The 25,065-nt window shown below is 30.4% G+C and carries 21 protein-coding genes, 1 pseudogene and 1 riboswitch; of the genes and pseudogenes, 14 read left to right on the top strand and 8 right to left on the bottom strand.

Annotated elements, in window-relative coordinates:
- Nucleotides 1-383: 383 nt before the first annotated feature.
- On the top strand, nt 384-1,124 hold the full coding sequence (locus tag MUA21_RS12110) for an alpha/beta hydrolase (RefSeq protein WP_262561386.1): 741 nt from the start codon (nt 384-386) through the stop codon (nt 1,122-1,124).
- Between the two features lie 75 nt (nt 1,125-1,199).
- On the opposite strand, the gene MUA21_RS12105 is transcribed toward MUA21_RS12110, so the two are convergent.
- Entirely contained in the window at nt 1,200-1,571 is a 372-nt protein-coding gene (locus tag MUA21_RS12105; protein WP_262561385.1) for an iron chaperone, read from the bottom strand.
- A 249-nt stretch (nt 1,572-1,820) separates the two neighbouring features.
- On the bottom strand, nt 1,821-3,125 hold the full coding sequence (brnQ, locus tag MUA21_RS12100; RefSeq protein WP_262561384.1) for a branched-chain amino acid transport system II carrier protein: 1,305 nt from the start codon (nt 3,123-3,125) through the stop codon (nt 1,821-1,823).
- Nucleotides 3,126-3,399: 274 nt separating this feature from the next.
- On the opposite strand from brnQ, the gene MUA21_RS12095 reads away from it, so the two are divergent.
- Nucleotides 3,400-4,728, top strand: a complete 1,329-nt coding sequence (locus tag MUA21_RS12095) for a sodium-dependent transporter (RefSeq protein ID WP_262561383.1) — start codon at nt 3,400-3,402, stop codon at nt 4,726-4,728.
- A gap of 375 nt (nt 4,729-5,103) precedes the next feature.
- Nucleotides 5,104-7,463, top strand: a pseudogene (lip, locus tag MUA21_RS13255) (YSIRK-targeted triacylglycerol lipase).
- 866 nt (nt 7,464-8,329) lie between these two features.
- Here the strand turns inward: lip and MUA21_RS12085 are convergent.
- Both MUA21_RS12085 and MUA21_RS13380 read right to left on the bottom strand, forming a co-directional pair.
- Nucleotides 8,330-8,518: a helix-turn-helix domain-containing protein gene (locus MUA21_RS12085; RefSeq protein WP_262561382.1), complete on the bottom strand. Its 189-nt coding sequence runs from the start codon at nt 8,516-8,518 to the stop codon at nt 8,330-8,332.
- A gap of 50 nt (nt 8,519-8,568) precedes the next feature.
- A protein-coding gene (locus MUA21_RS13380; RefSeq protein WP_437129139.1) for an IS3 family transposase occupies nt 8,569-10,112 on the bottom strand; the annotation gives its coding sequence in 2 pieces (ribosomal slippage) (nt 8,569-9,435 and nt 9,438-10,112; 1,542 coding nt in all).
- Between the two features lie 534 nt (nt 10,113-10,646).
- On the opposite strand from MUA21_RS13380, the gene MUA21_RS12070 reads away from it, so the two are divergent.
- Nucleotides 10,647-11,321 (top strand): transglycosylase family protein, encoded by a 675-nt coding sequence (locus tag MUA21_RS12070; protein ID WP_262561381.1) that lies wholly within the window; start codon nt 10,647-10,649, stop codon nt 11,319-11,321.
- A gap of 371 nt (nt 11,322-11,692) precedes the next feature.
- Nucleotides 11,693-12,532 carry a YitT family protein gene (locus MUA21_RS12065; protein ID WP_046206940.1) on the top strand — a complete coding sequence of 280 codons (840 nt, stop codon included), beginning with the start codon at nt 11,693-11,695 and terminating at the stop codon, nt 12,530-12,532.
- A 131-nt stretch (nt 12,533-12,663) separates the two neighbouring features.
- Here the strand turns inward: MUA21_RS12065 and MUA21_RS12060 are convergent, their stop codons facing one another.
- The 3 genes from MUA21_RS12060 to MUA21_RS12050 form a co-directional block, all read right to left on the bottom strand.
- Nucleotides 12,664-13,581 (bottom strand): AEC family transporter, encoded by a 918-nt coding sequence (locus tag MUA21_RS12060; RefSeq protein ID WP_262561380.1) that lies wholly within the window; start codon nt 13,579-13,581, stop codon nt 12,664-12,666.
- A 661-nt stretch (nt 13,582-14,242) separates the two neighbouring features.
- Complete coding sequence (gene trhO, locus MUA21_RS12055; RefSeq protein WP_046206942.1) at nt 14,243-15,190, bottom strand: oxygen-dependent tRNA uridine(34) hydroxylase TrhO; 948 nt, start codon at nt 15,188-15,190, stop codon at nt 14,243-14,245.
- Between the two features lie 296 nt (nt 15,191-15,486).
- Complete coding sequence (locus MUA21_RS12050) at nt 15,487-15,705, bottom strand: hypothetical protein (RefSeq protein ID WP_040030347.1); 219 nt, start codon at nt 15,703-15,705, stop codon at nt 15,487-15,489.
- Between the two features lie 135 nt (nt 15,706-15,840).
- Between MUA21_RS12050 and MUA21_RS12045 the strand changes: the two genes are divergently transcribed.
- The 4 genes from MUA21_RS12045 (at nt 15,841) to MUA21_RS12030 (ending at nt 19,174) form a co-directional block, all read left to right on the top strand.
- Nucleotides 15,841-16,311: a peptide-methionine (S)-S-oxide reductase gene (locus MUA21_RS12045; RefSeq protein WP_224396323.1), complete on the top strand. Its 471-nt coding sequence runs from the start codon at nt 15,841-15,843 to the stop codon at nt 16,309-16,311.
- A 267-nt stretch (nt 16,312-16,578) separates the two neighbouring features.
- Nucleotides 16,579-18,012 (top strand): YhgE/Pip domain-containing protein, encoded by a 1,434-nt coding sequence (locus tag MUA21_RS12040; protein WP_262561379.1) that lies wholly within the window; start codon nt 16,579-16,581, stop codon nt 18,010-18,012.
- Nucleotides 18,013-18,033: 21 nt separating this feature from the next.
- Nucleotides 18,034-18,486: a MarR family winged helix-turn-helix transcriptional regulator gene (locus MUA21_RS12035; protein ID WP_046206946.1), complete on the top strand. Its 453-nt coding sequence runs from the start codon at nt 18,034-18,036 to the stop codon at nt 18,484-18,486.
- A 121-nt stretch (nt 18,487-18,607) separates the two neighbouring features.
- A complete protein-coding gene (locus MUA21_RS12030; RefSeq protein WP_081370532.1) occupies nt 18,608-19,174 on the top strand; it encodes a DUF4064 domain-containing protein in 567 nt (188 codons plus the stop codon).
- A 49-nt stretch (nt 19,175-19,223) separates the two neighbouring features.
- On the opposite strand, the gene MUA21_RS12025 is transcribed toward MUA21_RS12030, so the two are convergent.
- Nucleotides 19,224-20,045: a helix-turn-helix domain-containing protein gene (locus MUA21_RS12025; protein ID WP_073344750.1), complete on the bottom strand. Its 822-nt coding sequence runs from the start codon at nt 20,043-20,045 to the stop codon at nt 19,224-19,226.
- Between the two features lie 640 nt (nt 20,046-20,685).
- On the opposite strand from MUA21_RS12025, the gene MUA21_RS12020 reads away from it, so the two are divergent.
- The 5 genes from MUA21_RS12020 (at nt 20,686) to thiS (ending at nt 25,065) form a co-directional block, all read left to right on the top strand.
- Entirely contained in the window at nt 20,686-20,856 is a 171-nt protein-coding gene (locus MUA21_RS12020) for a hypothetical protein (RefSeq protein ID WP_157948020.1), read from the top strand.
- 287 nt (nt 20,857-21,143) lie between these two features.
- On the top strand, nt 21,144-22,067 hold the full coding sequence (locus tag MUA21_RS12015) for an AEC family transporter (protein ID WP_019469164.1): 924 nt from the start codon (nt 21,144-21,146) through the stop codon (nt 22,065-22,067).
- Nucleotides 22,068-22,400: 333 nt separating this feature from the next.
- Nucleotides 22,401-23,888 (top strand): xylulokinase, encoded by a 1,488-nt coding sequence (xylB, locus tag MUA21_RS12010; protein ID WP_262561378.1) that lies wholly within the window; start codon nt 22,401-22,403, stop codon nt 23,886-23,888.
- A gap of 155 nt (nt 23,889-24,043) precedes the next feature.
- Nucleotides 24,044-24,156, top strand: a riboswitch (TPP riboswitch).
- A gap of 75 nt (nt 24,157-24,231) precedes the next feature.
- Nucleotides 24,232-24,825, top strand: a complete 594-nt coding sequence (locus MUA21_RS12005) for a thiamine phosphate synthase (RefSeq protein WP_107520818.1) — start codon at nt 24,232-24,234, stop codon at nt 24,823-24,825.
- Between the two features lie 39 nt (nt 24,826-24,864).
- The gene (gene thiS, locus MUA21_RS12000) at nt 24,865-25,065 is read left to right on the top strand and encodes a sulfur carrier protein ThiS (RefSeq protein ID WP_046206950.1); all 201 of its coding nucleotides are present in this window, start codon (nt 24,865-24,867) and stop codon (nt 25,063-25,065) included.

The raw sequence follows: 25,065 nt of genomic DNA, 5'->3' as shown, positions 1-25,065 counted from the left end.
ATCGATAATTATTTAACAATCATTTATCTGAATATTACAAAAATAAAGAAGATACATAGAAATTATCCTATATACTTGCATGTAGATAAAATGAATTTCAATAGTTTCAGTATTTATAAATGTTTGAAAGAACTTACATAAAATTGTACACTATATAAGCATGCCAAGGGCATGCACACACACTATGGGTCGCTGTGAGCATGCCTTAGGCATGTTTCCAGACTTCCTCATAGAAGCAAGCTACTTCCATTAAGGAAGTGGCTTGTATTTTTTTGAGAGATAGTCGTTTGAGCAATCTTGATTTTCATTAATCATAACGCGTTGTAACGTAAACGATTTTCTATTACAATGTGTATGGATGTTAAAAGTTGGAGTGACAATAGATGATAAATGTAAAAGAACCTAATCCGATATTTTTGGAAAATAAATCTTCTGAACGTGCGATATTGTTATTACATTCATTTACAGGTACGATTAGAGATGTCAAATTATTAGCTACAAAATTAAATAAAGCTGGTTTTACATGTTATGCTCCTTCCTATAAAGGGCATGGCTTATTGCTCGAATCATTGATGGCTAATGACGCAGAGGATTGGTGGCAAGATGCGCTAGAAGGATATCAATATTTGCAAGATCAAGGTTATTCAAATATAAGTGTATGCGGCATCTCATTAGGCGGTATTTTGTCTTTAAAATTGGCGGAAGAAAAGCAGGTTGCTTCTGTTGCAGTGATGTCGACACCGTTTAGTAAAGACGATGCTGGACTTGCAAAAAGGCTGGAATTTTATGGAGAACGCATGGGAAACTTAGTAGGTTTGTCACAAGAAGTAATACAACAACAGATTAATCAAATTGAAAACTATGCCGTTGGTTTTGATAAATTTAAAAAACTTGTTGATGATGCGATGGCACATTTAAATCAAATTTCTGTCCCTATTGCTATAAAGTTTGGCGAACAAGATGAAAAAGCTTATGAAGCTAGTGCAAATTATATTTATAATCAAATTGAGCATGAGGATAAAGAAATTCAAGGTTATCCTACGTGTAAACATTTAATGACGTATGGTGAAGGTCATTTGGATGTAGAGCAAGATGTGATCGCATTTTTTGAAGATTATACATAAGCCATGAAAATATTAAAAGGATGATTGCTACCAAATTGAGTAGCAGTCATCCTTTTTGTTTCAATATGTTTAAAGTTAAGTTCTCCAAAATGTTGTACAATCCGCTTTGTCTTCGATATTGAATTGAATAATGGACTTCAATAATGCATAGTTGACGTCTTGAGTCCATTTAATACGAAATAAATTATTGGTTTGCGAATATCCAGCTGCTTCAATTTGTTCCGTAAATTCAGCCATTACTTTAGCTTCGGGTGCTACTGAGAAATGCTGTTTGGACTTACTAAAGGCGATTATAAAGGTACCATGATGCGTATACATCGGTTGATTCCATTTTACAGTTGTTTCGAGTTCAGGAAAAGTTTTAGAAATCCAATTAAAGATAGCTTCCATCGTTGCTGTTTGTTTGTCATTTTCCAGTGACTGTAAAAAGTCATTAAATTCAGTCATACAATATCTCCATCCTTAAAGTGTGAATTTTATTATATAGCGTAAGCGTATTATATCAATTACATGCAAATATATCACTTTATAGGCGAGTGAATTTAATCTAAATTTCCAATTTGAGTGTATAAACAGTTTATGATAATTTCAGAAATTTGCTATTTTACATATAAAAAATACATCCCAATTTGAAGGGATGTATTGATGAGCATAGATATGTGTTGGCATATCGTTTGATTAACAGTACGCACTAACTTAAGTCATTTCAGTTTGCGATTTAGCATAAAAGAAATCGATAATGATACCGATTAGCAGACATACCATAAATGGTATCAACCATGCTAGTTGGATATTCGCTAATGGGAAATGCGCATATACAACATTAAGTATTTTAATTAAATTAAAGTCATTTAATATTTGTAATAAAGAAATAATCAATGTTGCAATCGTTGGTATGATAAAGCTATATTTCATTTCAAATGAGATAAATATACTCAATAATGAAATAAGCACTAATACGATAGATGTTGGATAAATGAATGTAAGTAATGGTACAGCAATTTCCAAAATAAGCTCTAATCCTAATGTAGAAACAATAAAACCTAATATTGAAAAGATAAGTACAAATAATTTATAAGAAATTTTTGGTAATTTTTTCATTGCAAATGCTGAACAAGCATTCACAAGTCCAATACATGTTGTTAAACAAGCTAATATCACAATGATTCCAAAAATTAAGTTTCCTAAAGCACCAAACACACGTAATGAGTTAAAAGTTAGAATATCTGTGCCATCTTTAAAGCCTGTCTGATCGGTTGTTGCGCCAACATAGGCTAAAGCAAAATAAATGATAAATAACAGTACAGCCGAAATAAAGCCAGCTTTTACAACATTTTTAACTAATAGTTTTGGCTCATTAACACCATTTAATTTAAAACTTTGTACAATTACTACTGAAAAAGCGAGTGCAGCAACGAGATCCATTGTGAAATAACCTTCTAAGATACCTGACACAAGTGGAGTTTGCGCAAAGTCGCCATCAGCTTTACCAATTGAACCTTCAGGATTGATAATCACTAAAATACATAAAATAGCGATAATGCATATTAAAATAGGTGTTAGGTATTTACCTAAATTATCTATGATTTGATTTGGATAAAGTGCAATCAAGTAAACAACTAAGAAAAAGACTGCTGAAAATATAATTAAAGTTAATTGATTATGTACAGGTAAAACATTTTTTGTACCAATTTCATAAGCGACATTTGCAGCACGTGGAATCCCGTATAATGCACCAATAGACGCGTAAATACAGATTGCAAAAATCGTACCGAATACTGGATGGACTTTGTTACCAATACTTTCAACGCCACCATTCATATAAGCTACTACGATGACCGTTAAATATGGCAATAAAATACCGGTGATTGAAAATCCTATCATTGAAACCCACATATTTTCTTGAGCTGTATATCCTAACATAGGTGGAAATATTAGATTTCCGGCTCCAAAGAAAAATGAGAATAACATAAGACCGGAAATCAGTATGAGTCTATTCATTTTAATACCTCTATTATTTTTAAAATTATTTGTTGCAAAACGTACATTAATATAACACAAAAGTTATATGAATTCAATGAAATTTCAGAAAATTAGAATGTCTAAAATGTTAAATGAAGTAGTTTTTAATGTCATGTTTGTAAATGTGATGATATCGAGTGTTTTAAGTAATTAACTATTGAGCTCAATTCAAAAAAATGTTATAGTAGTTTCCTATGTTACATAAACGCTTTAACGCAGTAAAGAATAATAGGGTATAAAGGATGTATGAAAGATGCATAATGAATCACAATGGAAGTCATCGCTTGGTTTCATATTGGCAAGTGCGGGGTCTGCGATAGGGCTAGGCGCAATGTGGAAATTTCCATATATGGCAGGTATTTATGGCGGTGGGGCTTTCTTATTAATGTTTTTAATATTTACACTGTTTGTAGGACTGCCATTATTAATGATGGAATTTACAGTGGGAAAAATGGGCAAAACATATACTACTAAAATATATGAAAAATTAACAAATAGAAAATGGTTAAATATTATAGGATGGAATGGTAATTTAGCTGTTTTTATCTTATTTGGTTTTTATAGTGTCATCGGTGGTTGGATTATCATTTATATATTTAATGTATTACTTCAAATATGCTCGTTTAATGGTGGTAAATTAAGCCAAATAGAATTTGAATCTATTATAAGTAATCCATGGTTGACGGTTACTGGCCAAGGGATATTTATTTTGTTGACGATGTTCATTGTAATGATGGGAGTTGAAAAAGGATTAGAAAAAGCATCTAAATTTATGATGCCATTATTATTTATCTTCCTTATTATTATTGTTGTAAAATCGCTAACTCTCGATGGCTCGTTTGAAGGATTGAAATATATATTGCAACCACGCTTAGAAGATATTTCAATAGAGGGGATTTTATTTGCGCTAGGCCAATCGTTTTTTACACTGTCATTAGGAACAACAGGCATGATTACATATGCTAGTTATGCATCTAAAGAAATGACTATTAAAACTTCGGCTGTTTCTATTGTAGCGATGAACATTCTAGTATCTGTGTTAGCAGGTTTAGCAATTTTCCCTGCGATTTCAGCTTTCGGTTATAGTCCAACTGAAGGACCTGGATTACTATTTAAAGTGTTACCAAAAGTATTTGATCAGATGGCATATGGTTCAGGTTTCTATTTTATTTTTTTAATATTATTTTTATTTGCAGCACTTACTTCTTCAATTTCGTTACTAGAACTCAATGTGTCAAACTTTACTAAAAATGATAATTTGAAACGTAAATCTGTATCGTTTTATATAAGTGTACTTGTTTTTATGATAAGTATTCCTGCAACATTATCTTTTGGAAGTCTGAATCATGTAAAATTTGCAGCAGGTACTATTTTTGACAACATGGATTTCTTAGTTTCCAACATTTTAATGCCTATAGGTGCGTTGGGAACAACACTTGTTGTAGGACAATTACTTGATAAACAAGCTTTAAAAGAACACTTTGGAAAAGATAAATTTAGATTGTTTATGCCTTGGTATTATCTCATTAAATTTATTTTACCAGTCGTTATTATATTAATATTTGTCGTACAATTTTTATAGAAATTAAATAACATTAACTATTAGCCCGTTATCATATCAATGTGAAAATTGAGTATTGATAAAGGGCTTTTTTTAATAATTTGTAAAGTATGAATTAAGTTATTATATTTTTATTTATATTGTTGACTATTTTTTATTTGTTTAGTAAGGTCAAATTAAATTATTTATTTAAAAAATTTGTTGTATTGCATTAATTGTTTTAAATAGATAATTTAATTTTTACTATTATTTGAAAACGTTTTCTGAAAGGAGTAATTTATGAAAGAGATTATTGGTAAAATTTTCGAATTAGTACCGCGTATTATTTTAAATCTATTCATTTAGCAAAAGGAAGTTTGTTATTTATTAAATTCTATTAACCAAGAGGTGTCTAGTATGGAACAGAAAAAAAACAAATATAGTATTCGTAAATTCACTTTTGGCGCATCATCTATATTAATTGGATCTTTACTCTTTATGGGCGTAGACAGTGCGCAAGCTGCTGAAACAGAAAAACAAGCAAGCGAAATGAGCTATCAGGACATTGGGGAACATATTGGGGAAACAAATAGTGATAACACTACTGGGGAAAGTAGTGTACCGGTTAATAAGAATAATAATTTAGAGCATGATAAACAAACTTCAGAAAATCAAAGCTTACATAATGATAAATTAACGACTGATGCAGAAAACGTAAATAATGAAAAGGTAGACTTAGAAAATGATAAAAATAACACAACAGAAGAAGTAGACCCAGACTACAACAAACAAGATAAAGACAAAGCAGAGACAACAGAAGAAGTAGACCCAGACTACAACAAACAAGATAAAGACAAAGCAGAGACAACAGAAGAAGTAGATCCAGACTACAACAAGCAAGATAAAGCCAAAGCAGAGGCAACAGAAGAAGTAGATCCGGACTACAACAAGCAAGATAAAGCCAAAGCAGAGGCAACAGAAGAAATAGACCCGGACTACAATAAACAAGATAAAGCCAAAGCAGAGGCAACAGAAGAAGTAGACCCGGACTACAATAAACAAGATAAAACTAAAACAGAGACAACAGAAGAAGTAGACCCGGACTACAACAAGCAAGATAAAACTAAAACAGAGACAACAGAAGAAGTAGACCCGGACTACAACAAGCAAGATAAAACCGAAGCACAGACAACAGAAGAAGTAGATCCAGACTACAACAAACAAGATAAAGCCAAAGTAGAGACAACAGAAGAAGTAGATCCAGACTACAATAAACAAGATAAAACTAAAAAGAGACAACAGAAGAAGTAGACCCGGACTACAACAAGCAAGATAAAACCGAAGCACAGACAACAGAAGAAGTAGACCCAAACTACAATGAACAAGATAAAGTAAAAGAGATGAAAGTAAATGAAAGTGCATCCCAATCAGAATCTCAAAATAATATTAAATTTGGACAATTAAAAAATGACAATTTAGCTAACGAAGATAGCCAAAGCAATCAACAGAAAAACGATCCAGATAAAAATTTAACTTTACTTAAGAAAAATGCGGTTGCTACAACAAATAATCAAGTGAATCAACAGAACGCTGAAAAAACGCAAGAACAACCAACAAAAAAAGCGAAACAAGGCCAATATAAAAACCAAGATCCCATTATATTAGTACACGGTTTTAATGGTTTTACAGACGATATTAAACCCTCTGTTTTACCTCATTATTGGGGAGGCGACAAATTAAATATTCAACAAGACTTAGAACAAAAGGGTTACAATGCATATGAAGCAAGTATTGGTGCGTTAAGTAGTAACCATGACAGAGCAGTTGAATTATACTATTACATTAAAGGCGGTACAGTAGATTATGGGGCTGCACATGCTGAAAAATATGGTCACGAACGTTATGGCAAGACATATGAAGGTGTATATAAAGACTGGCAACCAGGTCAAAAAGTTCATTTAGTTGGTCATAGCATGGGTGGACAAACGATTAGGCAACTAGAAGAATATTTACGTAATGGTAATCCAGAAGAAATAGAATATCAAAAACAACATGGTGGCGATATAGCACCAGTATTTCAAGGTAATAACGATAACATGATTAGTTCAATTACTACCTTAGCAACACCCCATAATGGTACACACGCAGCTGATCAATTAGGTAATGAAACGCTCATCAGACAAGTTGCGTTTGATTACGCGAAACTAAAAGGTAATAAAAATTCTAAAGTTAGCTTTGGTCTTGAGCAATGGGGCTTAAAACAAAAAGATGATGAGACATATAATCAATATGTTAAACGATTGAAAGATAGTAAATTATGGACGACAAACGATAATGGCTTTTATGATTTAACCAGAGCAGGAGCGACTGAATTAAATAAAAAAACATCACTAAATCCGAACATCGTTTATAAGACATATACTGGAGAATCTACAAGAGATGGATTATTTGGTAAACAAAAATCAGATATTAACATGTATTTACCTATGGGATTAACAGGTAATGTGATTGGAAAAGCACCTGAAAAAGAATGGCGTGTCAATGATGGTCTGGTTTCAACAATTTCAGCATTACATCCATTTAATCAAGCACATATAGAAGCATCGAACCAGGTTCAAAAAGGTGTTTGGCAAGTGACACCAATTATGCATGATTGGGATCATGCGGACTTTGTCGGACAAGATAGTAATGATACAAAGCGTTCACAAGCAGAATTAAGACAATTTTATGAAGGCATTGCCTCAGACTTAGTAAAAACTGAAAACGCTGAAGCATAGATCAAGCGATGCAAATATATTTTATGAAGGTGAGGGTAAATAATGAGTGGAGACTTTTTTGATTTAGTAGGTTCATTATTTAATATATTGAAAACTTTATTTTCGTAAGAAAGTAGAAATTGATAAATTTAATGAAGGAAATTAAATATTATTATATAAAGAGAATGGTTTAAGGCGATTTGATATGAAAAATTGAGCGAGGATAAATAATCAAAATTAAGGTTTTGATTTTATCCTCGCTTATTTTTTATTAAGCGTACTATGATTAGAGTCATATTTTCTTGAATACAATTTTTGTATAATAATGAAGTATGATAGGTGAATAAGCTTATTGAACGGGTAAAGGAAGTGAAACAAGACGTTAAAGAAGGATGAGAGAAATATAAAAAAGAACAACATCAGTGAATGGTTTCAGTGCAACTATTGGTTATAGTATGTATCAAAAAAAGACTGATACATACCGTACCAGTCTCTTTATAGAGGTTAGAAATTATTTACCTGTGAATAAACCAACGATTTTTTTGATGATATCAATGATAAAGTCCATGTCCTTCACCTCACTTTTATTTGTTAACTTCACTATAAAAGACTTGTGCTAAATTTTGTTTGAAATTCCCTAAATAGTAATAAATTATTCCAAAATGGAATTTAATAAAAAAATATAACAATAAAGCATTCAAAAGTGTATGAAAGATGATTTCATTATCATTTCTTCTTAATAGAAGCTTATTTTCAAAAAACAACAATTTTTAAAATATAAAATTTCCATAGAAACAAAGTAAATGTCAATTCGTAAATCAAAAACATTGATGTCTTAACATCATACTATTATCAAATTTTGTGAAATTAACTATATGTAATAAAGTTTAAAAAGACTGAGCATAATTGTTTGCAGTGATACCGTATATTTTTTTGAATTGTCTATTTAAGTGTGTTAAATCAGAAAATCCTAATTCATTAACTGATAAATGTATATCTTTATCTATTTCTATGATATTTTTTGCTTCTTCAATTTTGCTGTTTAATAAAAATTGATAAGGTGTTATGAACTGCACCCTGTCAAGTAGACAGTGAAAAAAACAAAATGTTTATGGCTACCTTATATTTACGATATAAGGGTAGCCATTTTTAATGTTATTCTTTCTTGATTAAAAAATTCTATATATGAATTAATTGCTTTTATTGCTGTAGCCTTGTCTTTAAAAATCACTTTTTTTCTTCCTCTAAACAATTCACTTTTAATAGTTCCCCATACACCTTCCATAGGTCCATTATCTATGCAACATCCTGGTCGTGACATACTTTGTTTTATACCAAGTTGCTCTAACGTAACTTTAAATAATCTGCTTGTATATTGATATCCTCTGTCGCTATGCAAGAGTATACCTTCGGTATTCGGCACAAGTTTGACTGCTTTTTTGAGCGTATCTAATACAAATTTATTGTTATTTGAGGTACTTAATTTATGACTGATAATCTGTTTGCTGCCTAAGTCATAAATAGCACTTAAGTAAAGTTTTTTACCATTGCTGAGTTTGAATTCTGTAACGTCAGTTAACCATTTTTTATTTGGGATTTGTTCTTCAAATTTTCTATTTAATATATTATGTGCTGTAATTTCAGGTGTTGTTTTAATATATCGTTTTCTTTTAGGGCGGATAGTAGATTTTAGATTAAGTTGATTCATCAATCTATAGACACGTTTATGATTTACTTTTTGATGTAGTTTAAGTCTTAAATATATGTATATACGACGATATCCATATATGCCTTTGTATTTATTGTAGATATCAACGATATCTTTGATCAATTTTTGGTTTTCAATTTCTTTATTTGATGGTTTGCGATGTAACCATTTATAGTAACTTGAACGTGATATCTTTAATACTGAACATAACCAAGCTATCGGATAAAGGTTTTTAAATGCTTTTACCGTTTGGTATGATGCTTTTTGTCTGATGCCTGTTTCATCAACTTCCTTTCTATTTCTTCTTCCTTTTTTAAAACGTCATTTTCCATTTGAAGAAATTTATTTTTCTCTTTAAGTATCTTAATTTCAGCTTTTAATGCCTCTTCAGGTGTTAATACAGACTGGGGTTTCCCTTTTCCACGTCCATCTTTAAGCCCATCATACCCATGCAAGTTGTACTTTTTTACCCAGTTATATACTTGGCTATAATTGATGTTAAAATGATTTGCTGTTGTCTTATACGATTGACCATGATTCATATAATAATCAACGATTTCCACACGATCTTCAAATGTTAATGATTTATATTTCAATTGATACACCTCGGGTTTTGGAGAATATGTTTTTAATATTTTACCCGATAAATACTTTGAAATCCATTTGTTTACAGTTGAAGTAGTGGGGATATTATATTTAACTACTAAATCAGTTAAAGATAGGCCATCATTTATATATTCGTGCACAACTTTAAGCTTAAATTCATTTGAGTAGGTATTATTTCTCTGAATTGGTAAAAGCACCTTTATTCCATGCTTCTTAAATTTATAATAGTTAATCAATAATGTTCTAGGAGAACAATTTAAATTTAATTTTTGAATTACATTTTTCATACTATATCCTTCTTCATATAAGCTGAAAGCTTTTTGATAAGTTTCAGGTGATAATTTTCTATGAGTCATAAAAAAACTCCCTTCAAAGTTTACATTTTTAAGTGTCTACTTTGAAGGGAGCATATCACAACAACATGGATTAGTCCTTTTTACATTGAAGGAAAGACATATATTTTCGAAAGTTATAGAATTAATTGTAGAAAATTAATAGGAAAGTTAATTTTAAAAAAAGATATTTAAATAATATACTAAAAATAATACTTAATTTAAAACTGCTAACTTATTAATTAATGAACTAAATCTTACAATAATAAAATAAAAAGTGCTTTTATTACAACATCATTACAATAAAATTGAAAATATAACTAACCCTAAAACGATGATGATGGCGTTCTAAGGTTTTTTGATGAGTGTAATATTCAACTTTTATGTCATTAGGACGTAAAAAATCTAGATGTTTTTTTAACTTCACTGTAACCCACAAGCTTTTTCTAGATGTTACAGTGGGAATTAGCAAATTTGATAAAAGTAATTTTGCAAAAAACGAAACACAAATTTAAAAACAAATTTAAAAGTATTATCTCTTGGGAGGATTTATTAATAATGAAAAAAACAGTATTAGCTTCAACGTTAGCAGTAGGACTTGGCGTAATAGGATTTGCAGCAGGAAACTCAGCAAACGCAGCTGAACAAGGTGTTGACAAAGCAGAATTAGCAAACTTAGCACAATCTAATCCAGAACAATTAAATGCATCACCTGTACAAGAGGGTGCATATAACTATAACTTTAATTATAATGGTACAAATTATAATTTTGAATCAGATGGCCAAACATGGTCATGGAGTTTTGGTGGAGGTTCTAGTGAAGATGTATCATCAGAACAAACAACTTCTGTTGAACAACCTCAACAAGCACAAACTGAACAACCAGCTCAACAAGCTGCTCCACAAACTGAACAAACACAACAACCACAACAAGAAGCAACTACAAAAGCTTCAACTCAATCATCAAGCTCAAATGAAGCTTCAACTAGCTCATCAGGTGTGAATGCACACTTACAACAAATTGCACAACGTGAATCAGGTGGCGATATTCATGCTACAAACCCATCATCAGGTGCTTCAGGTAAGTTCCAATTCTTACAAAGTACATGGGATTCAGTAGCTCCAGCTGAATATCAAGGTCAACCAGCTGCTAACGCACCAGAAGCAGTTCAAGATGCAGCAGCTCAAAAATTATATGATGAAGTTGGCCCTTCACAGTGGGTTACTGCATAATAAAATAATATTTAATTTTGAAATATTGTATCATCAGTCCCTAGGTTCTTTTATAGAATCTAGGGATTTTTCATTTTTTAGTGGAACATGAAAATGATTAAATTAGAGCATAATATTAAACAGCTTATAATAAATTGAAGTAAACATTATATACTTATAATTCAACATAACCCGCATACATTGAAAAACAAACGTATTTTTATTATTATGCTTTCTGTATTAAAAAAATTATAATTTGAAATTGTAATTCTGAAACTTTTTAGCTATTGCTGAAAAGTTTCTTTTTGTGTTGGAAGCAAAATGGACGAAGTATAGTTAAGAAAATGGTTGTTCAAAAAATAGATTAATCTATAGAAAGAGGTGTTGGTTCAATGGTATATAAAATTCATCTGAAAAATATTTGTTTTTGTCTTTTAGGTACTTTTTTAATTGCAATAGGCGTCAATTCTTTTGTTTTAGCTTCAAATTTAGGAGAAGGTGGCACAGTCGGTATTTCTTTGAATCTAAAATATACTTTAGGTCTTTCTCCAGCGTTGACGACACTTATCATTAACATCATATTAATTGGTGTTGGTTGGAAATATCTAAGTAAAACAACTGCACTTTATACTTTGATTACTGTGGTTGCAAGTTCATTCTTCTTGGGTATTACTGAATCTTTTAATTTAAATTTAGAGTCTGATTTTATCAATACTATTTTTTCAGGCGTGCTCATTGGTATCGGTACAGGCTTTGTGATATCTGCCCGTAGTACATTGGGCGGTACTTCAGTTATTGCAAAAATTATAAACAAATACAGCGAAATTAAAACGTCACAAGCATTATTTATACTTGATTCATTGATAGTTTTATCATTCTTACTTGTCTTACCTATACAAAATGTACTTTATACTATTGTCATGTTGTTTATCGTTGAAAAAAGCATGTCTTTTGTAATAGAAGGATTTAATCCTAAAAAAGCGATTACTATTATTTCAGATTTTAATGCAGACATTAGTAAACAAATTAATGAAGAAACAGGTCGTGGCTCAACACTGCTAAATGGTGTAGGAGGATATCAACAAAAAGAGACGAATGTACTTTACGTAGTCGTTCCTCAAAATCAGTTAGCTAGAATTAAAAAAATTGTAAATCGTCATGATGAAAATGCCTTTTTAGTAATCCATGATGTACGAGATGTCCTAGGAAATGGGTTTATGAAATTACAATAAGCATAGAAAAGCAAATATCTTCAAATTAACTACAAAAATTTGAAAATACCAGTCTTTCATTTATATATTGGATGGCTGGTTTTTTTATATGCGCATTTGTTATGGGATAAATATGTTATCATTACCAATTTTTAAAATAAGATACGAGATAAAAAGATAATAGTGGTAACTGTAAAAATACTAAATAATGTAGAAAATAATACAATTTGTGCATGTAATTCCGGTTCAATTTGATATTCCATGGCAATCGTAGAAGTATTTCTTGAAGTAGGAAAAGAACTAGCAATAAAAAGTGATTGTGCTACAACACCGTCTAAGCCTAATAAATAGATAACTGCTAAAGAAAGTATTGGACTTATTATTAAACGCCCAATAAGTGACCATGAAATAACGCGATGGAAAAAGTTGATTTTAACTCTGGCAAGTTGTGCTCCTAACAAAATCAGTGCTATAGCTACAAATCCATCAGAGAGTTGATCGAGAGGGATTAAAATCGTTTTGGGAAGCTTAACAGTAAAAACTTGGCAGATAATTCCTAGCAGAAGTGCATGAAAAACTGGTAGACGTAAAAATCCGCGTGTGATATCTGCCATTGATTTACTTGCTGATAGTAGATTATACATACCATAAGAATATGTGAGTAAATTTTGAAATACTAAAATGAAAATTTGGACTGAGACACCGATTGGATTATGACTAAATACGAGTTGACTGACTGGTAACCCGTAATTTCCTGAATTCATTAACGAAATACTATTTTTTAGAGCAGCACTTTCTCCTTTTTCCAAATGTAGACATTTAGAAATTAAATTGCCAAGTAAAATTAAAATAACGCTGAAAATGATAATATAATATATTATGTTTAGTAATAAAGGTATATCAATGTTAATTTGGTAAATGTTTACAAATACTGATGCCGGCATTAAACAGTATGTTATTAAAGTGGAAAAGTGTTTAAGATTAAAAGAAAATTTTATTTGAAGTATTAAACCCAACAATATCAGAAGTAAAATAGGCAAAATAACTTCTGAAAGAATAAAAATAAACATAAGCAACCTTCTATCTCTAAATATTTTATGTGATGAAAAATAATGCAATATTCATTTACTTTTACGTTAGCACATATTTATTATAAGTAAAATAAATCTTAATAATTAGAATTGATAAGTAAAGGTTATTATTATGTTGCTCAAATAATAAGTGAAATGTAAAAAATCTCAATAAATATAAAGCGTGCGGTAGCTAATTATGTAAAAAAAGTAATTTTAAAAAGACAAGGTACTGAAACATAAACCCTAGAAAAATAACACTCATATGATTTAATTCAATCCATCTGAGTGTTTCTTTGATTATTCAATACTGCAGCATATTGTTGGCTCGATTTCTTAGGGACAGATTCAGTCTGTCTCGTCTTCAGATTGTCTTGTTCCAGCAAACGTCTCGCCAAAATACAATGTATTCATATGTAATTTTACGTTAAATACTTTAAAAAATAAGACACTATATCAATCCAAGTAGTAACTCAATGAGCTAACTATAATTAAAACAGTATTGAAAAAGGCAATTTCTATTGAAATAATATAGAAATTGCCTTTTTCACTTGTCTAAGAACTTTATGTCCCAGACTATTTTTTAGTTAACTTGATAGATATGTCTAATATTTTGTATGACATTATCATATGTTCATCCAGTGTTTCAAAGCATCATTTACTAGACAAGTTGTTTAAAGTTTTCTAGGCGTTTTGCTTTTTCTTCATCACTAATACCATGTTTTTTAACATAGCGATTATTTTCGTGTTCAGCACATTCATGGCAACAAGCGCCTAAATAACGTGCTTCATTTTCTTCAGATACTAAAATTTGACGGTTACATTCAGGATTAGAGCAATTGATGTAACGTTCACAAGGTGTCCCATCAAACCATTCCTTACCTACAACAGTTTTTTCAACTTGATTGACATCTACACTGATACGTTCGTCAAATACGTACATTTTGCCGTCCCAATACTCACCTTTTGTTTCTGGATCTTTTCCATAAGTGGCGATACCACCTTCAAGTTGGCTTACGTCTTCAAAACCTTCTCTTAGTAGATAACCGGAGAATTTCTCACAGCGAATACCGCCAGTACAATAAGTGACGATTTTTTTATCCATAAATTGATCTTTATTTTCTTTAATCCAGTCTGGTAAATCTCTAAAACGAGTAATATTAGGTCGAATCGCACCACGGAAATGTCCTAAATCATATTCATAATCATTACGCGCATCGATAACAATTGTGTCATCATCAAATAATGCTTCTTTAAACTCTTTAGGTGATAAATAATTACCAGTAAGTTCTTTAGGGTTAATATCTTGCTCTAAATCTAATGCTACAATTTCTTTTCTAGGACGCACGTGCATTTTTTTAAACGCGTGACCATCTGCTTCATCAATTTTGAAAGTAATTCCTTTGAATCTTTCATCTGATTGTAATGCGTTCATATATTTTTCTGTTGCTTCAACTGTTCCTGATACAGTACCATTAATACCTTCAGTTGATACTAAGATACGTCCTTTAAGCTCCAAATCTTTACAAAAATCTAAATGCTCTGTAGCAAATGTTTCTGGGTCTTCAATCGTTGTATATTTATAATACAATAATACTCTGTAATCCATAATTCTATTCTCCTCTAATTTATTTCTGTTTATAATAGTTTTATATAAAATTAATAGTTTAGTAGTATCGTGCGGCTACAATCCATAATGATATGATGAATGTATATTTGTTATATGCTTTTATAAAAGGACGAAATTCTCCTCACTATATTGTAACAAAAAAGGTACAATATTCAATTTAAAAATTTTGTAAAACTAAATATTGTCAAAATTTTTTTGAAGAATGTTAGGTTATTAATAAAAAACATGCTCTATTCAAGTTTGTTATTATCAATGAAAAGAGCATGTATATAAATTTATTTATTTTTATTTGTAAAGATAAGTGCAACTACTAAACTAATTGTACTGATTGCAAAGACAATATTCATGATCGAAAGTGTTTCTATAATCACTACATCTTTGCCTAATCGTTCAAAAGCATTTTGTTGCATTTCTTTCTCAGAATTAAAATCACTGTCGGTTCTTGAAGGCTTTTCTTCAATATCTTCTAATAATCTTTCTTTAACTTTAGGCATATAATACCTCCTTATTCTCTAATATAAATTTTCCCTATTAACAAAAAATAAATCATAAATATATGAGCATTTGCATCATATGATTGTGGTGTCTATACTTTTATTAAATAATGTATTAAATCAGGAGGGGATAGAATGGAAACTGTATATTTAGCAGGAGGTTGTCTCTGGGGTGTTCAGGCATTCGTTAAGACATTACCAGGTGTCATTCAAACAGAAGGTGGTAGGGCAAATGGTATTACGCATACCCTTGATGGAGAATACGACGGTTATGTAGAAGTTATTAAAACAACTTTTGATCCTGAAAAAGTGTCTGTTACTGATTTAATGGGGTATCTTTTTGAAATTATTGACCCTTATAGCGTAAACCAACAAGGCCAAGATATTGGTTTGAAATATAGAACAGGGTTATATAGTGAAGACGTAAAACATTTAAAAGAAGCACAAACATACATAGATGCAATTGAAGACCATCACCTTATCGCCACAGAGGTATTACCATTGACTAATTATGTTAAAAGCGCAGAAACACATCAAGACAGATTATCAAGATTTCCAAATGATTACTGTCATTTACCCAAAGCACTAGTTAATAAATATAAATAATGATAAAGCAAAGTGAATTCAAAATTAAAACCTCGTTGTATATCTTAAAAGCATTTTTGTGCAAAATCACCATGAATTTTTTGGAAAATTAGTTTGACATTTAAATTTAAGGAGCGTAATATATAAAAAGTACATGGGGTGTACTAAAATGATGTCACCCTTATAAATAGTTGGTCATGTTTGCTAAGCTGGGAAAAATATTTTTATTTTAGTCTTTTTTAACTTATAGTACACGGGATGTACAATTAAAGGAAGGTAGTTGGAAAAATGTTGAATGAATTTAAATTTATTTTTAAAAATAAAATGTTAGTGGTATCTTTGATTGCAATATCGCTTATTTCATTGCTATATGTAGCTTTGTTTGTTGGTTCAATGTGGGATCCATACGACAAGACAGAAAATCTAAAAATATCTGTTGTCAACCATGATGAAAAAGCAAAGCTTAATAATAAAGATATTACTATCGGTGATGATTTAGTAGACAAATTAAAAGATAATGATAAATTTGATTTTCAAGTTGTTTCTGAAAAAGAAGCAGATAAGCAATTGAATAGAGGTGAAAGTGTAGGAACAATTATCGTTCCCAAGAATGCTTCATCCAATGCAACGACAATTTTAGATGAAAATCCTAAAAAAATAAATCTGGAAACTAAGGTGAACCCAGGTTCTAGCTATACGGGCAGTCAATCTGCAAATTCAGCTATCAATACAGTGACTGAATCTATAAAAGATAATATTAGATCAAATTATTTGAATGAATTATTCGCTAGTGCCAAAAAATCACAATCAGGTTATCAAGATACATCTGATGCATTAGGGCAAATGTCTGATGCAGAAACACAACTTATTGATGGTAATCAAGAAGTGACAGATGGTATTCAACAAATGGCGCCGATGGTAGGTCAACCAGCTCAAAAGTTATTATCAGGAAATCAGCAAGTAACAGATGGGTTGAAAGAGCTTCAGGCTAATAATGACGAATTAAAATCAAAAATAGACGACGCAGTGAGTCAGCAAAACAATGTTTCATTTGAATCCGAAAATGAAAAAGCGCTTAATGATGTTACTAAAGTAAAAGAAAATAATCCGACGAATGCTGATGAATATGGCTCAACAATTGTTCCTTATATGGCAAGTGTAAGTTTATTTGTTGGTGCGCTATCGTTTAGTGCGATTTATCCATTGAGAAAAACGATTGATAAATCTACAACTTCAATAAGACAAACTTTAGGAAAATTTGCATTATATATTGTTCAAGGTGCGTTATCTGCATTGTTCATGAGTAGTTGGGTATTATTTGTATTTGATATGTCAGTTGGTAATGTCTGGAAATTTATATTAGTAGGGTTATTGTGGGCTATTGCAGCAATTACAATCACATCATTCCTAACATTATTCTTAGATAGAATAGGACTCTTTATATCAATGATTCTTTTAATCTTACAATTGAGTGCAAGTGAAGGTATGTTCCCAATAGAGCTTTCTGCAACGTTCTATAGATGGATACATCCATTTTCACCAATGTCATATGCTATTCAAGGATATAGAGAAGCAATATTCACTAATGCAGGTCACTTCGACTTTGGATTTGTTGTAGCTCTACTTATCGGAATCATTATCGTAATGATGATTTTACAATATTTAGTTTTATTATGGTTTAATAAACGTGAAAAATTACCACTTTCTATCGAATTCAAGTAACTTATAAAGGGGGATAAAGTGATGAATGATGTAGATGCATCGATTGAGAAAGCGATAACCAAATTTCAAATCGTGATGCTGTATTTAAACAAAGAAATTATTGAAATGGTGAATGAATCATCTCTCACAAACCTACTTTCAAGAGAACAAATTGAAGCGATGAGAATTATTCAAACAAAAGGTCAAGTTACGATTAATGAGTTAGCTGGGCTACAAAATATATTTAAAACAGCTGCTTCAAAAAGAATCGGTAAACTTGAAGAAATGGGTTATGTGCAAAGGGCACACTCAAACAATAAAAGAATTAAATTAGTCCAATTAAGTTTAGAAGGTGAAAGTTTCTTAAAACAAGCGACTTCAGCAATGAGTGAATCAGTGAAAAATCGCTTAGGTAACCAATTTTCACTTGAAGAAATAGAAGATTTTGTAAATCAATTGGAACGAATCGATGAAGCCTTTAGAAAAAGTAAATAATTACTAAGCAATTAAATGAGTTATACATGGACTTGTAGCTACAGTATTAGTATACTAAATGATATAATTTCAAGCGTATACTAACTGAAAAACATAAATTTTTGATTAGGGGTGAAACATAATGAAAAGAACAGCTGAACGTATACTTGCCTGGATTGGTATTGGTTTACAGCTATTAGGTGTAATTGTTCTGGCAATATTCTTACCATTAGTTGGAAATGGTGACAATAAAAATGCAATGATACAAGCAATGATGGAAGATGATAGTTCAATCACATATGAAAATGGAGAAGCGGTTATTAATATGTTAAGTGCCTTGGTAACTGCAGGACTAGTATTATCTATTGTGCTACTTATAGTGGCGATTATTGGTGCAGTGTTAATTGGTAAAAAAGCCAAAGCTGCCGGCATTTTATTAATTATTGTGGGTGTTATTTCATTAATCGGTAACTGGATTACTGCCATTTTATGGTTAGTAGCCGGTATCATGTTGCTAGTAAGAAAACCTCAAAAACCTATTTATAGCAGAGATGAAGAAGACGATGCTAATCCCTTTATCAAAGATGGGTCACAAGTAAATGAACATAATAACTCATATGTATTATCTGAAAATCAAAAAGAGAACGAACAAGAAAAAATCAAAGAAAATTATTCCGATACTGACGAGGATAATAAATATAAATATTAATTTTTAATCCAAGTTTGCCTTTGATAGGTAAACTTGGATTTTTTATATATTATTCAGATTTGATTGTATCTAAAATTAATTGGAGTTGGTTATATAATTGATGTGGCTCTATCTTCGTATTTGTATTTTTAGAATTATGTTGTTTTATAAAATCTTTTGGTGTCATATGCATCACATTTTTGAAATCTCTCAAATAAGTATTGTATGAACGGAACCCATAATCTACCCAAATTGATTCGCTATTGCCATTTGTTAATAAATCCCTAGATAAACTATAGATTTTAACTTTTTTAATGTATTTGATTAATGAAATATTCATTTTTTTTGAAAATTCTCTAGATAAATAACTACTATTTACGTAAAATGTTTTAGCTAGTAAATTAAGCGTTAATGGTTGCTTGTAATGTTGGTTAATATATTCTACAACGTTTTTAATTAATTTATTCGAGTAAGTCAACTGACCATATATATTTGCTTGAGATGAATTGAGGTAATTAATTAATTTAATAACTCCGATGTCTCCATTAAATAAATTATTTTCTAAAATATTTTTTAAAGTTGTAATATAAGTTTCGGTAATCAACATACTTAATTTATATTTTTCTAGAAGATTTTCTCGATTGATTAAGGTGAAACGATGATAACTTAAATTATTTACTGAAATACAAGCAAGCATACCTTCTCGATGTACAATGAGATTTTCTTCGAAATCGTATACCACAAATACATCGCCTCGATGAAATATAAAATTTGATTTTACTTTTTGGAAATGAATCATACCTGAAATAACCAAATATATATTGGAAAAGTTAGGTGTATTTAAATGTTCTAATTGATCACCTTCATCATAAATGATGTGATTATAATCCATTGAAACCCTCCATTCCTTAAATGTTGCTAGAAAAGTTAGCATCAATTTATGTAAAATGAGAATCAGATTAAGTATTAAGGTATTGGGAGTGAGAGCAATAAATTTGTTTTGGAAATGTAGATATACTTAAATTTAATTTCATTTATTTAAATAGTACTCTTTTTAAAATTAATACGTCAATTAATTTTGCGTAATTATAATAAAATAAAATTCTAAAACTAAAAAAATGGATAATTTTTACATCTGTTTATAATATATTCTATTATTGAGCGCAAAAATAGTGATAAATTCGAACAATTCGTGAATAATTTTGAAGTACTGAATAATTGAAAAAATTTTCAGCGTTGTATAAAGTCAGTATTCCATCTAATTGGCAAGATGTCATAGGTTATTGATTTCCATAAAATGTGAAATGTGAGTCATAAAAGTAGCATTTTAGTGAGTTTAGCGCCCAAAAAATAGAATGCTGTATACAAATTGGGGTGATATCAAATCAAGTAGCATGAATTGGATTGTTATTAAACTAAATTAAAATGCAATAAAATAAGTTGTTCTATTGAGGAAGATAATAAAAACATGTAAATTGATAGTAAAGGTTAATATAGACATTAAATTGAAATGAACGAATGAGGTGAGCTAAATGATGATGATGATTGGTATACTTACACCACTATTAGTTGTTGGCTTTATAGTTATGTCAATTTTGGAAGAAAAAAAACGAAACAAAAGAAAGCAAGAAAATAACAGCAATGAACAAAAGCAGATTAATAATACTACTAATAACGATGAAGACAACCGAAGAGACGAATGATATATTATCTTATTGTTATAAATCCCTTTTAAATAATAAAGCAAATCCATTAAATGATGTACAAATTAAAATAGTGTAACCTTAGTAAAGTGTAGAATTTTTATTGATACAATATGGGAGTTGAAATATGAAATTGATTTCTAATTTATCAATTTTTATTTCACTCCTGATTTTTATATTTTTAAAGTATACAAACAACATAGTTTTAAAAGTCAGATATCTAAATTTAGCTTAAATACAAATGAATATATCTAGTGTTAAAGTTTCTTACGAGGGAGTGTTCTAGAATGAGTGAAATGGCTTATATATTACAGAGTGTGTTATTACCTATTTTTATAATGATAGCATTAGGATTTATCTTGCAGAAAAAGTTCACTCTAGATTTGAAGACTTTAGCTAAATTAAATATCTATGTGTTTGTTCCAGGATTTATTTTTGTAAAATTTTATAAAACAAATTTTGAACTGCGTTTATTATTGTATATTGTAGTGTTTTTCATAATATACATCATTTTTTTATATATAGTGGGAAAAGTTTTAACTTTAGTAAACAAAAGGGATAAGGGCGAGGCTACAACGCTAACCAATAGTGTATTATTTTTTAATTCTGGAAACTATGGTGTACCAGTCAATGATCTAGTATTCAAGGGTGATCCACTAGCGATGTCAGTACAAGTCATCGTTCTATCATTACAAAATATTTTCACTTTTTCATATGGTATTTTCGCAATACAATCTGCACAAATTGGAAAATTGAAAGCGATGTTAGGTTATTTTAAAATGCCAGTATTATACGCTTTGCTGTTTGCAATTATTTTAAATTATGCTGATATCCCTATACCAGAATTTATTTGGACGCCAGCTAACTATGTAGCGGATGCGATGATTGCAATTGCTTTAATTATGTTAGGCGCACAAATTGCCAATATAAACTTTACTTTTAAGTGGTCATTATCATATATTTTTATATTTGTACGCTTAGTGATTGGACCAGTCATCGCATTAATAATTATAAAAATCATGGGTATTGAAGGCGTTATTGCGCAAACTTTGTTTATTGCTTCAGCAATGCCGACGTCAGTAAATAGTTCTGTGATTGCTCAGGAGTATGACAATCACCCAGAACTTGCAGCAGAGCTTGTTTTTTTATCTACTTTATTAAGTTCAATTACTGTGGTGGTTGTTATTTACGCTTCTAAACTACTATTTTAGATACTTAAAAGGTTACATGCATTATCATTACTTATACTTTTATGCACTGAGAAAAAATATCTCAGTGCTTTTTTGTTTTAGTTTTAATAAATTTGTACGAACTTAAAAATAGCTAATGTATTTTAAAACATTGAAAACAGTATCACTACATTTCTGGATGTAAAAATGTTATGTCATTCATTGTTGTTACTTGTTTGATGTATAAAAATTGAACTAAAAATATTTTTTTATAAAAACAATTTTTATTTTCAAATATATTGTGCTATAAATATAACGTGAATGACATTGAAAATAAATAGTTAAAAAATAACTATAAATTAAAGGATGGTATATGTGAAAGAGATTGTATTAGGCATAGATATCGGTACAAGTTCTGTTAAAGCCATTGCTATTAATAAAAAAGGTGACGTTTTAAATGTTACTAGTGAATCAATTCATGTTATTAATCAACAAACAGGTTTTAGTGAACAAAATCCAGAAGATTGGTTTGAAGCCTCTAAAGATTGTATAAAGTACTTATTGAATTCGGAGAAGTTAGTAGATATGAAGGTTAAAGGTATATCATTCTCTGGTCAAATGCATAGTTTAGTGTTACTTGACCATCAATTTCAATCACTTAGAAATGCCATTTTATGGAATGATACAAGATCCACATTTCAGTGTGAACAAATAAAACAACAATTTGGTGAATATGTCATGGATAATCCTGTGTTAGAAGGATTTACATTAACTAAGTTGTTATGGGTAAAAGAAAACGAACCATTGATTTGGACCAAAGCAAATGTGTTCTTATTGCCTAAAGATTATGTGAGATTTAAATTCACAGATACGATATATATGGAATATTCTGACGGATCAAGCACATTGTTAATGGATATAGCAAATAAGTGTTGGAATAAAAATATTTGTGAATATTATGGTGTATACCAACTTTGTCCAAAATTAATTGAATCACAAGATTTTGTAGGGTACCTTAATACTTCAATTGCAGAGGAATTAGGTTTAGATAAAAATGTTGCAGTATATGCTGGGGGCGGAGACAATGCCTGTGGCGCATTAGGAGCAGGCGCTATTAGTGATGGCGATACATTATGTAGTATTGGTACTTCTGGTGTCATATTAGCGTGTGATTCTGAGAATACAGGGACTTATGGTCACAATATACATCATTTTAATCATGTGCTCCCTCAAAAATCTTACGCAATGGGTGTCATATTAGCTGCAGGCGATAGTTTAAAATGGTTTCAAAAAAACATTACGCCAAGCTTAACTTATAGTCAAATTTTGGATGAAGCTAAACAATCTTCTCTAGGGAGTAATGGTTTAATATATGCACCATATTTATCAGGAGAACGTACACCCCATGGTGATAGTCAAATTAGAGGAAGTTTTATTGGCTTAAGTCATATGCATAATAATAAAGATATGGCTCGTGCTGTGATTGAAGGCATCACTTTTGCATTATATGAATCTATCTATTATTTACGTGAAAATGATAAAAAAATTAAAGAAATGACTTCTATTGGTGGTGGAGCTAAAAGTGATTTTTGGCTTCAATTACAAGCTGATATCTTCAACGCTAAAGTATATAAATTAAAGCATGAAGAGGGACCAAGTATGGGTGCAGCAATGATAGCAGCAAAAGGTGTAGGGTGGTTTCATGATACCGCTGAGATGGTAAGACAATTTATACAATATGATAAAGTATTTGAACCATGTATAGAAAACCATATGCAATATAAGCAGTATTTTGCAATATATAAAAAAATCTATGGTGATACCAAAAAAATAACAAAAGAATTATTAAAGTTATCGCAATAAAATTATGATATCCGTGCGATTATGTCACTATTTCTTATGATATTTCTTGGAAAATAAAAAGCTTGAAAAATATAGACGGTTGAAAAAATACAGTTTTTACGTTAAATTAAACATGAAATAAACATAAAATGCATATCAATTAAATAGAGATAAGTTTAGACCACTGGAAGTGCCTTTATGATAAAAGGCTGAGACGAGCGTGATACGCTAGAATTCCTTGAACCTGATCCAGTTTGTACTGGCGTAGGAAAAGTGGCGTTATAAACCGTATTAGTCCGTTCATATTAACGTTATTTTTCCTATTTGGAAAAGTAACGTTTTTTTATTTTTAGGAGTGATTATAGTGATTATTGCGATTACCAATTATCATAAATTAACCAAGAAAGATAGCGCGAATTATTGTGAAATTGAACCTTATATTGATTATCTCATCGTCAGGTCACCGATGTGTACTTCTGAGAAGATTGAATGGGTTAACCAACTAAAGCAACAACATTTTCCAAAAGATAAAATTATTATTCACAGTGATTATCGTGTACTCCAATCTTGCGGCTTATCACGCATACATTTTAGAGAAAATGATGAGCAAATCCGTGCTTTAAAGCAACATTGTTCAGACATAAAAATAAGTATGTCTACACACAGTAGTCATGCAATTCAATATGCAGCAGATTTAAATTTAGATTTTGTACTTTATGGGCACGTATTTGAAACAAAGTCTAAAAAGGGGTTAACCCCTAGATCATTTAGTGAGGTCAATGAAGCATTGAAAAGTGATATTCCCGTAATCGCATTAGGTGGTATTAATTTAACAACTATGCCTCATTTGCCTAAGGGATTTCAAGGTATCGCAGGTATTTCTATTTTTAATCACTCAATAAAAACAGTGCAAGCGTTACACAGAGCATGGTTAAATTATGAAACAACACAAAATTAATGATTTACTAATCAATTAGCGAGAAAGGAATGAATCATGATGCATTGCATTATTAATGGTGATAATTTCACATTTGAAAATCCTTTGAATATACAAGAGGTATTGCAAACACTTGGTTTAGACGAAAAAAGAGTGATTGTTGAACATAATAAAAAATTAATTAAGCAAAACCAATTTCAGAATCATATCGTTAATGATAAAGATTGTTTAGAATTATTAGAATTTGTAGGAGGCGGATAA

It is taken from the genome of Staphylococcus ureilyticus (assembly GCF_025558845.1).
In the GTDB taxonomy this organism is placed as follows: Bacteria; Bacillota; Bacilli; order Staphylococcales; family Staphylococcaceae; genus Staphylococcus; species Staphylococcus ureilyticus.
This window is presented reverse-complemented; position numbering and strand designations above follow the sequence as displayed.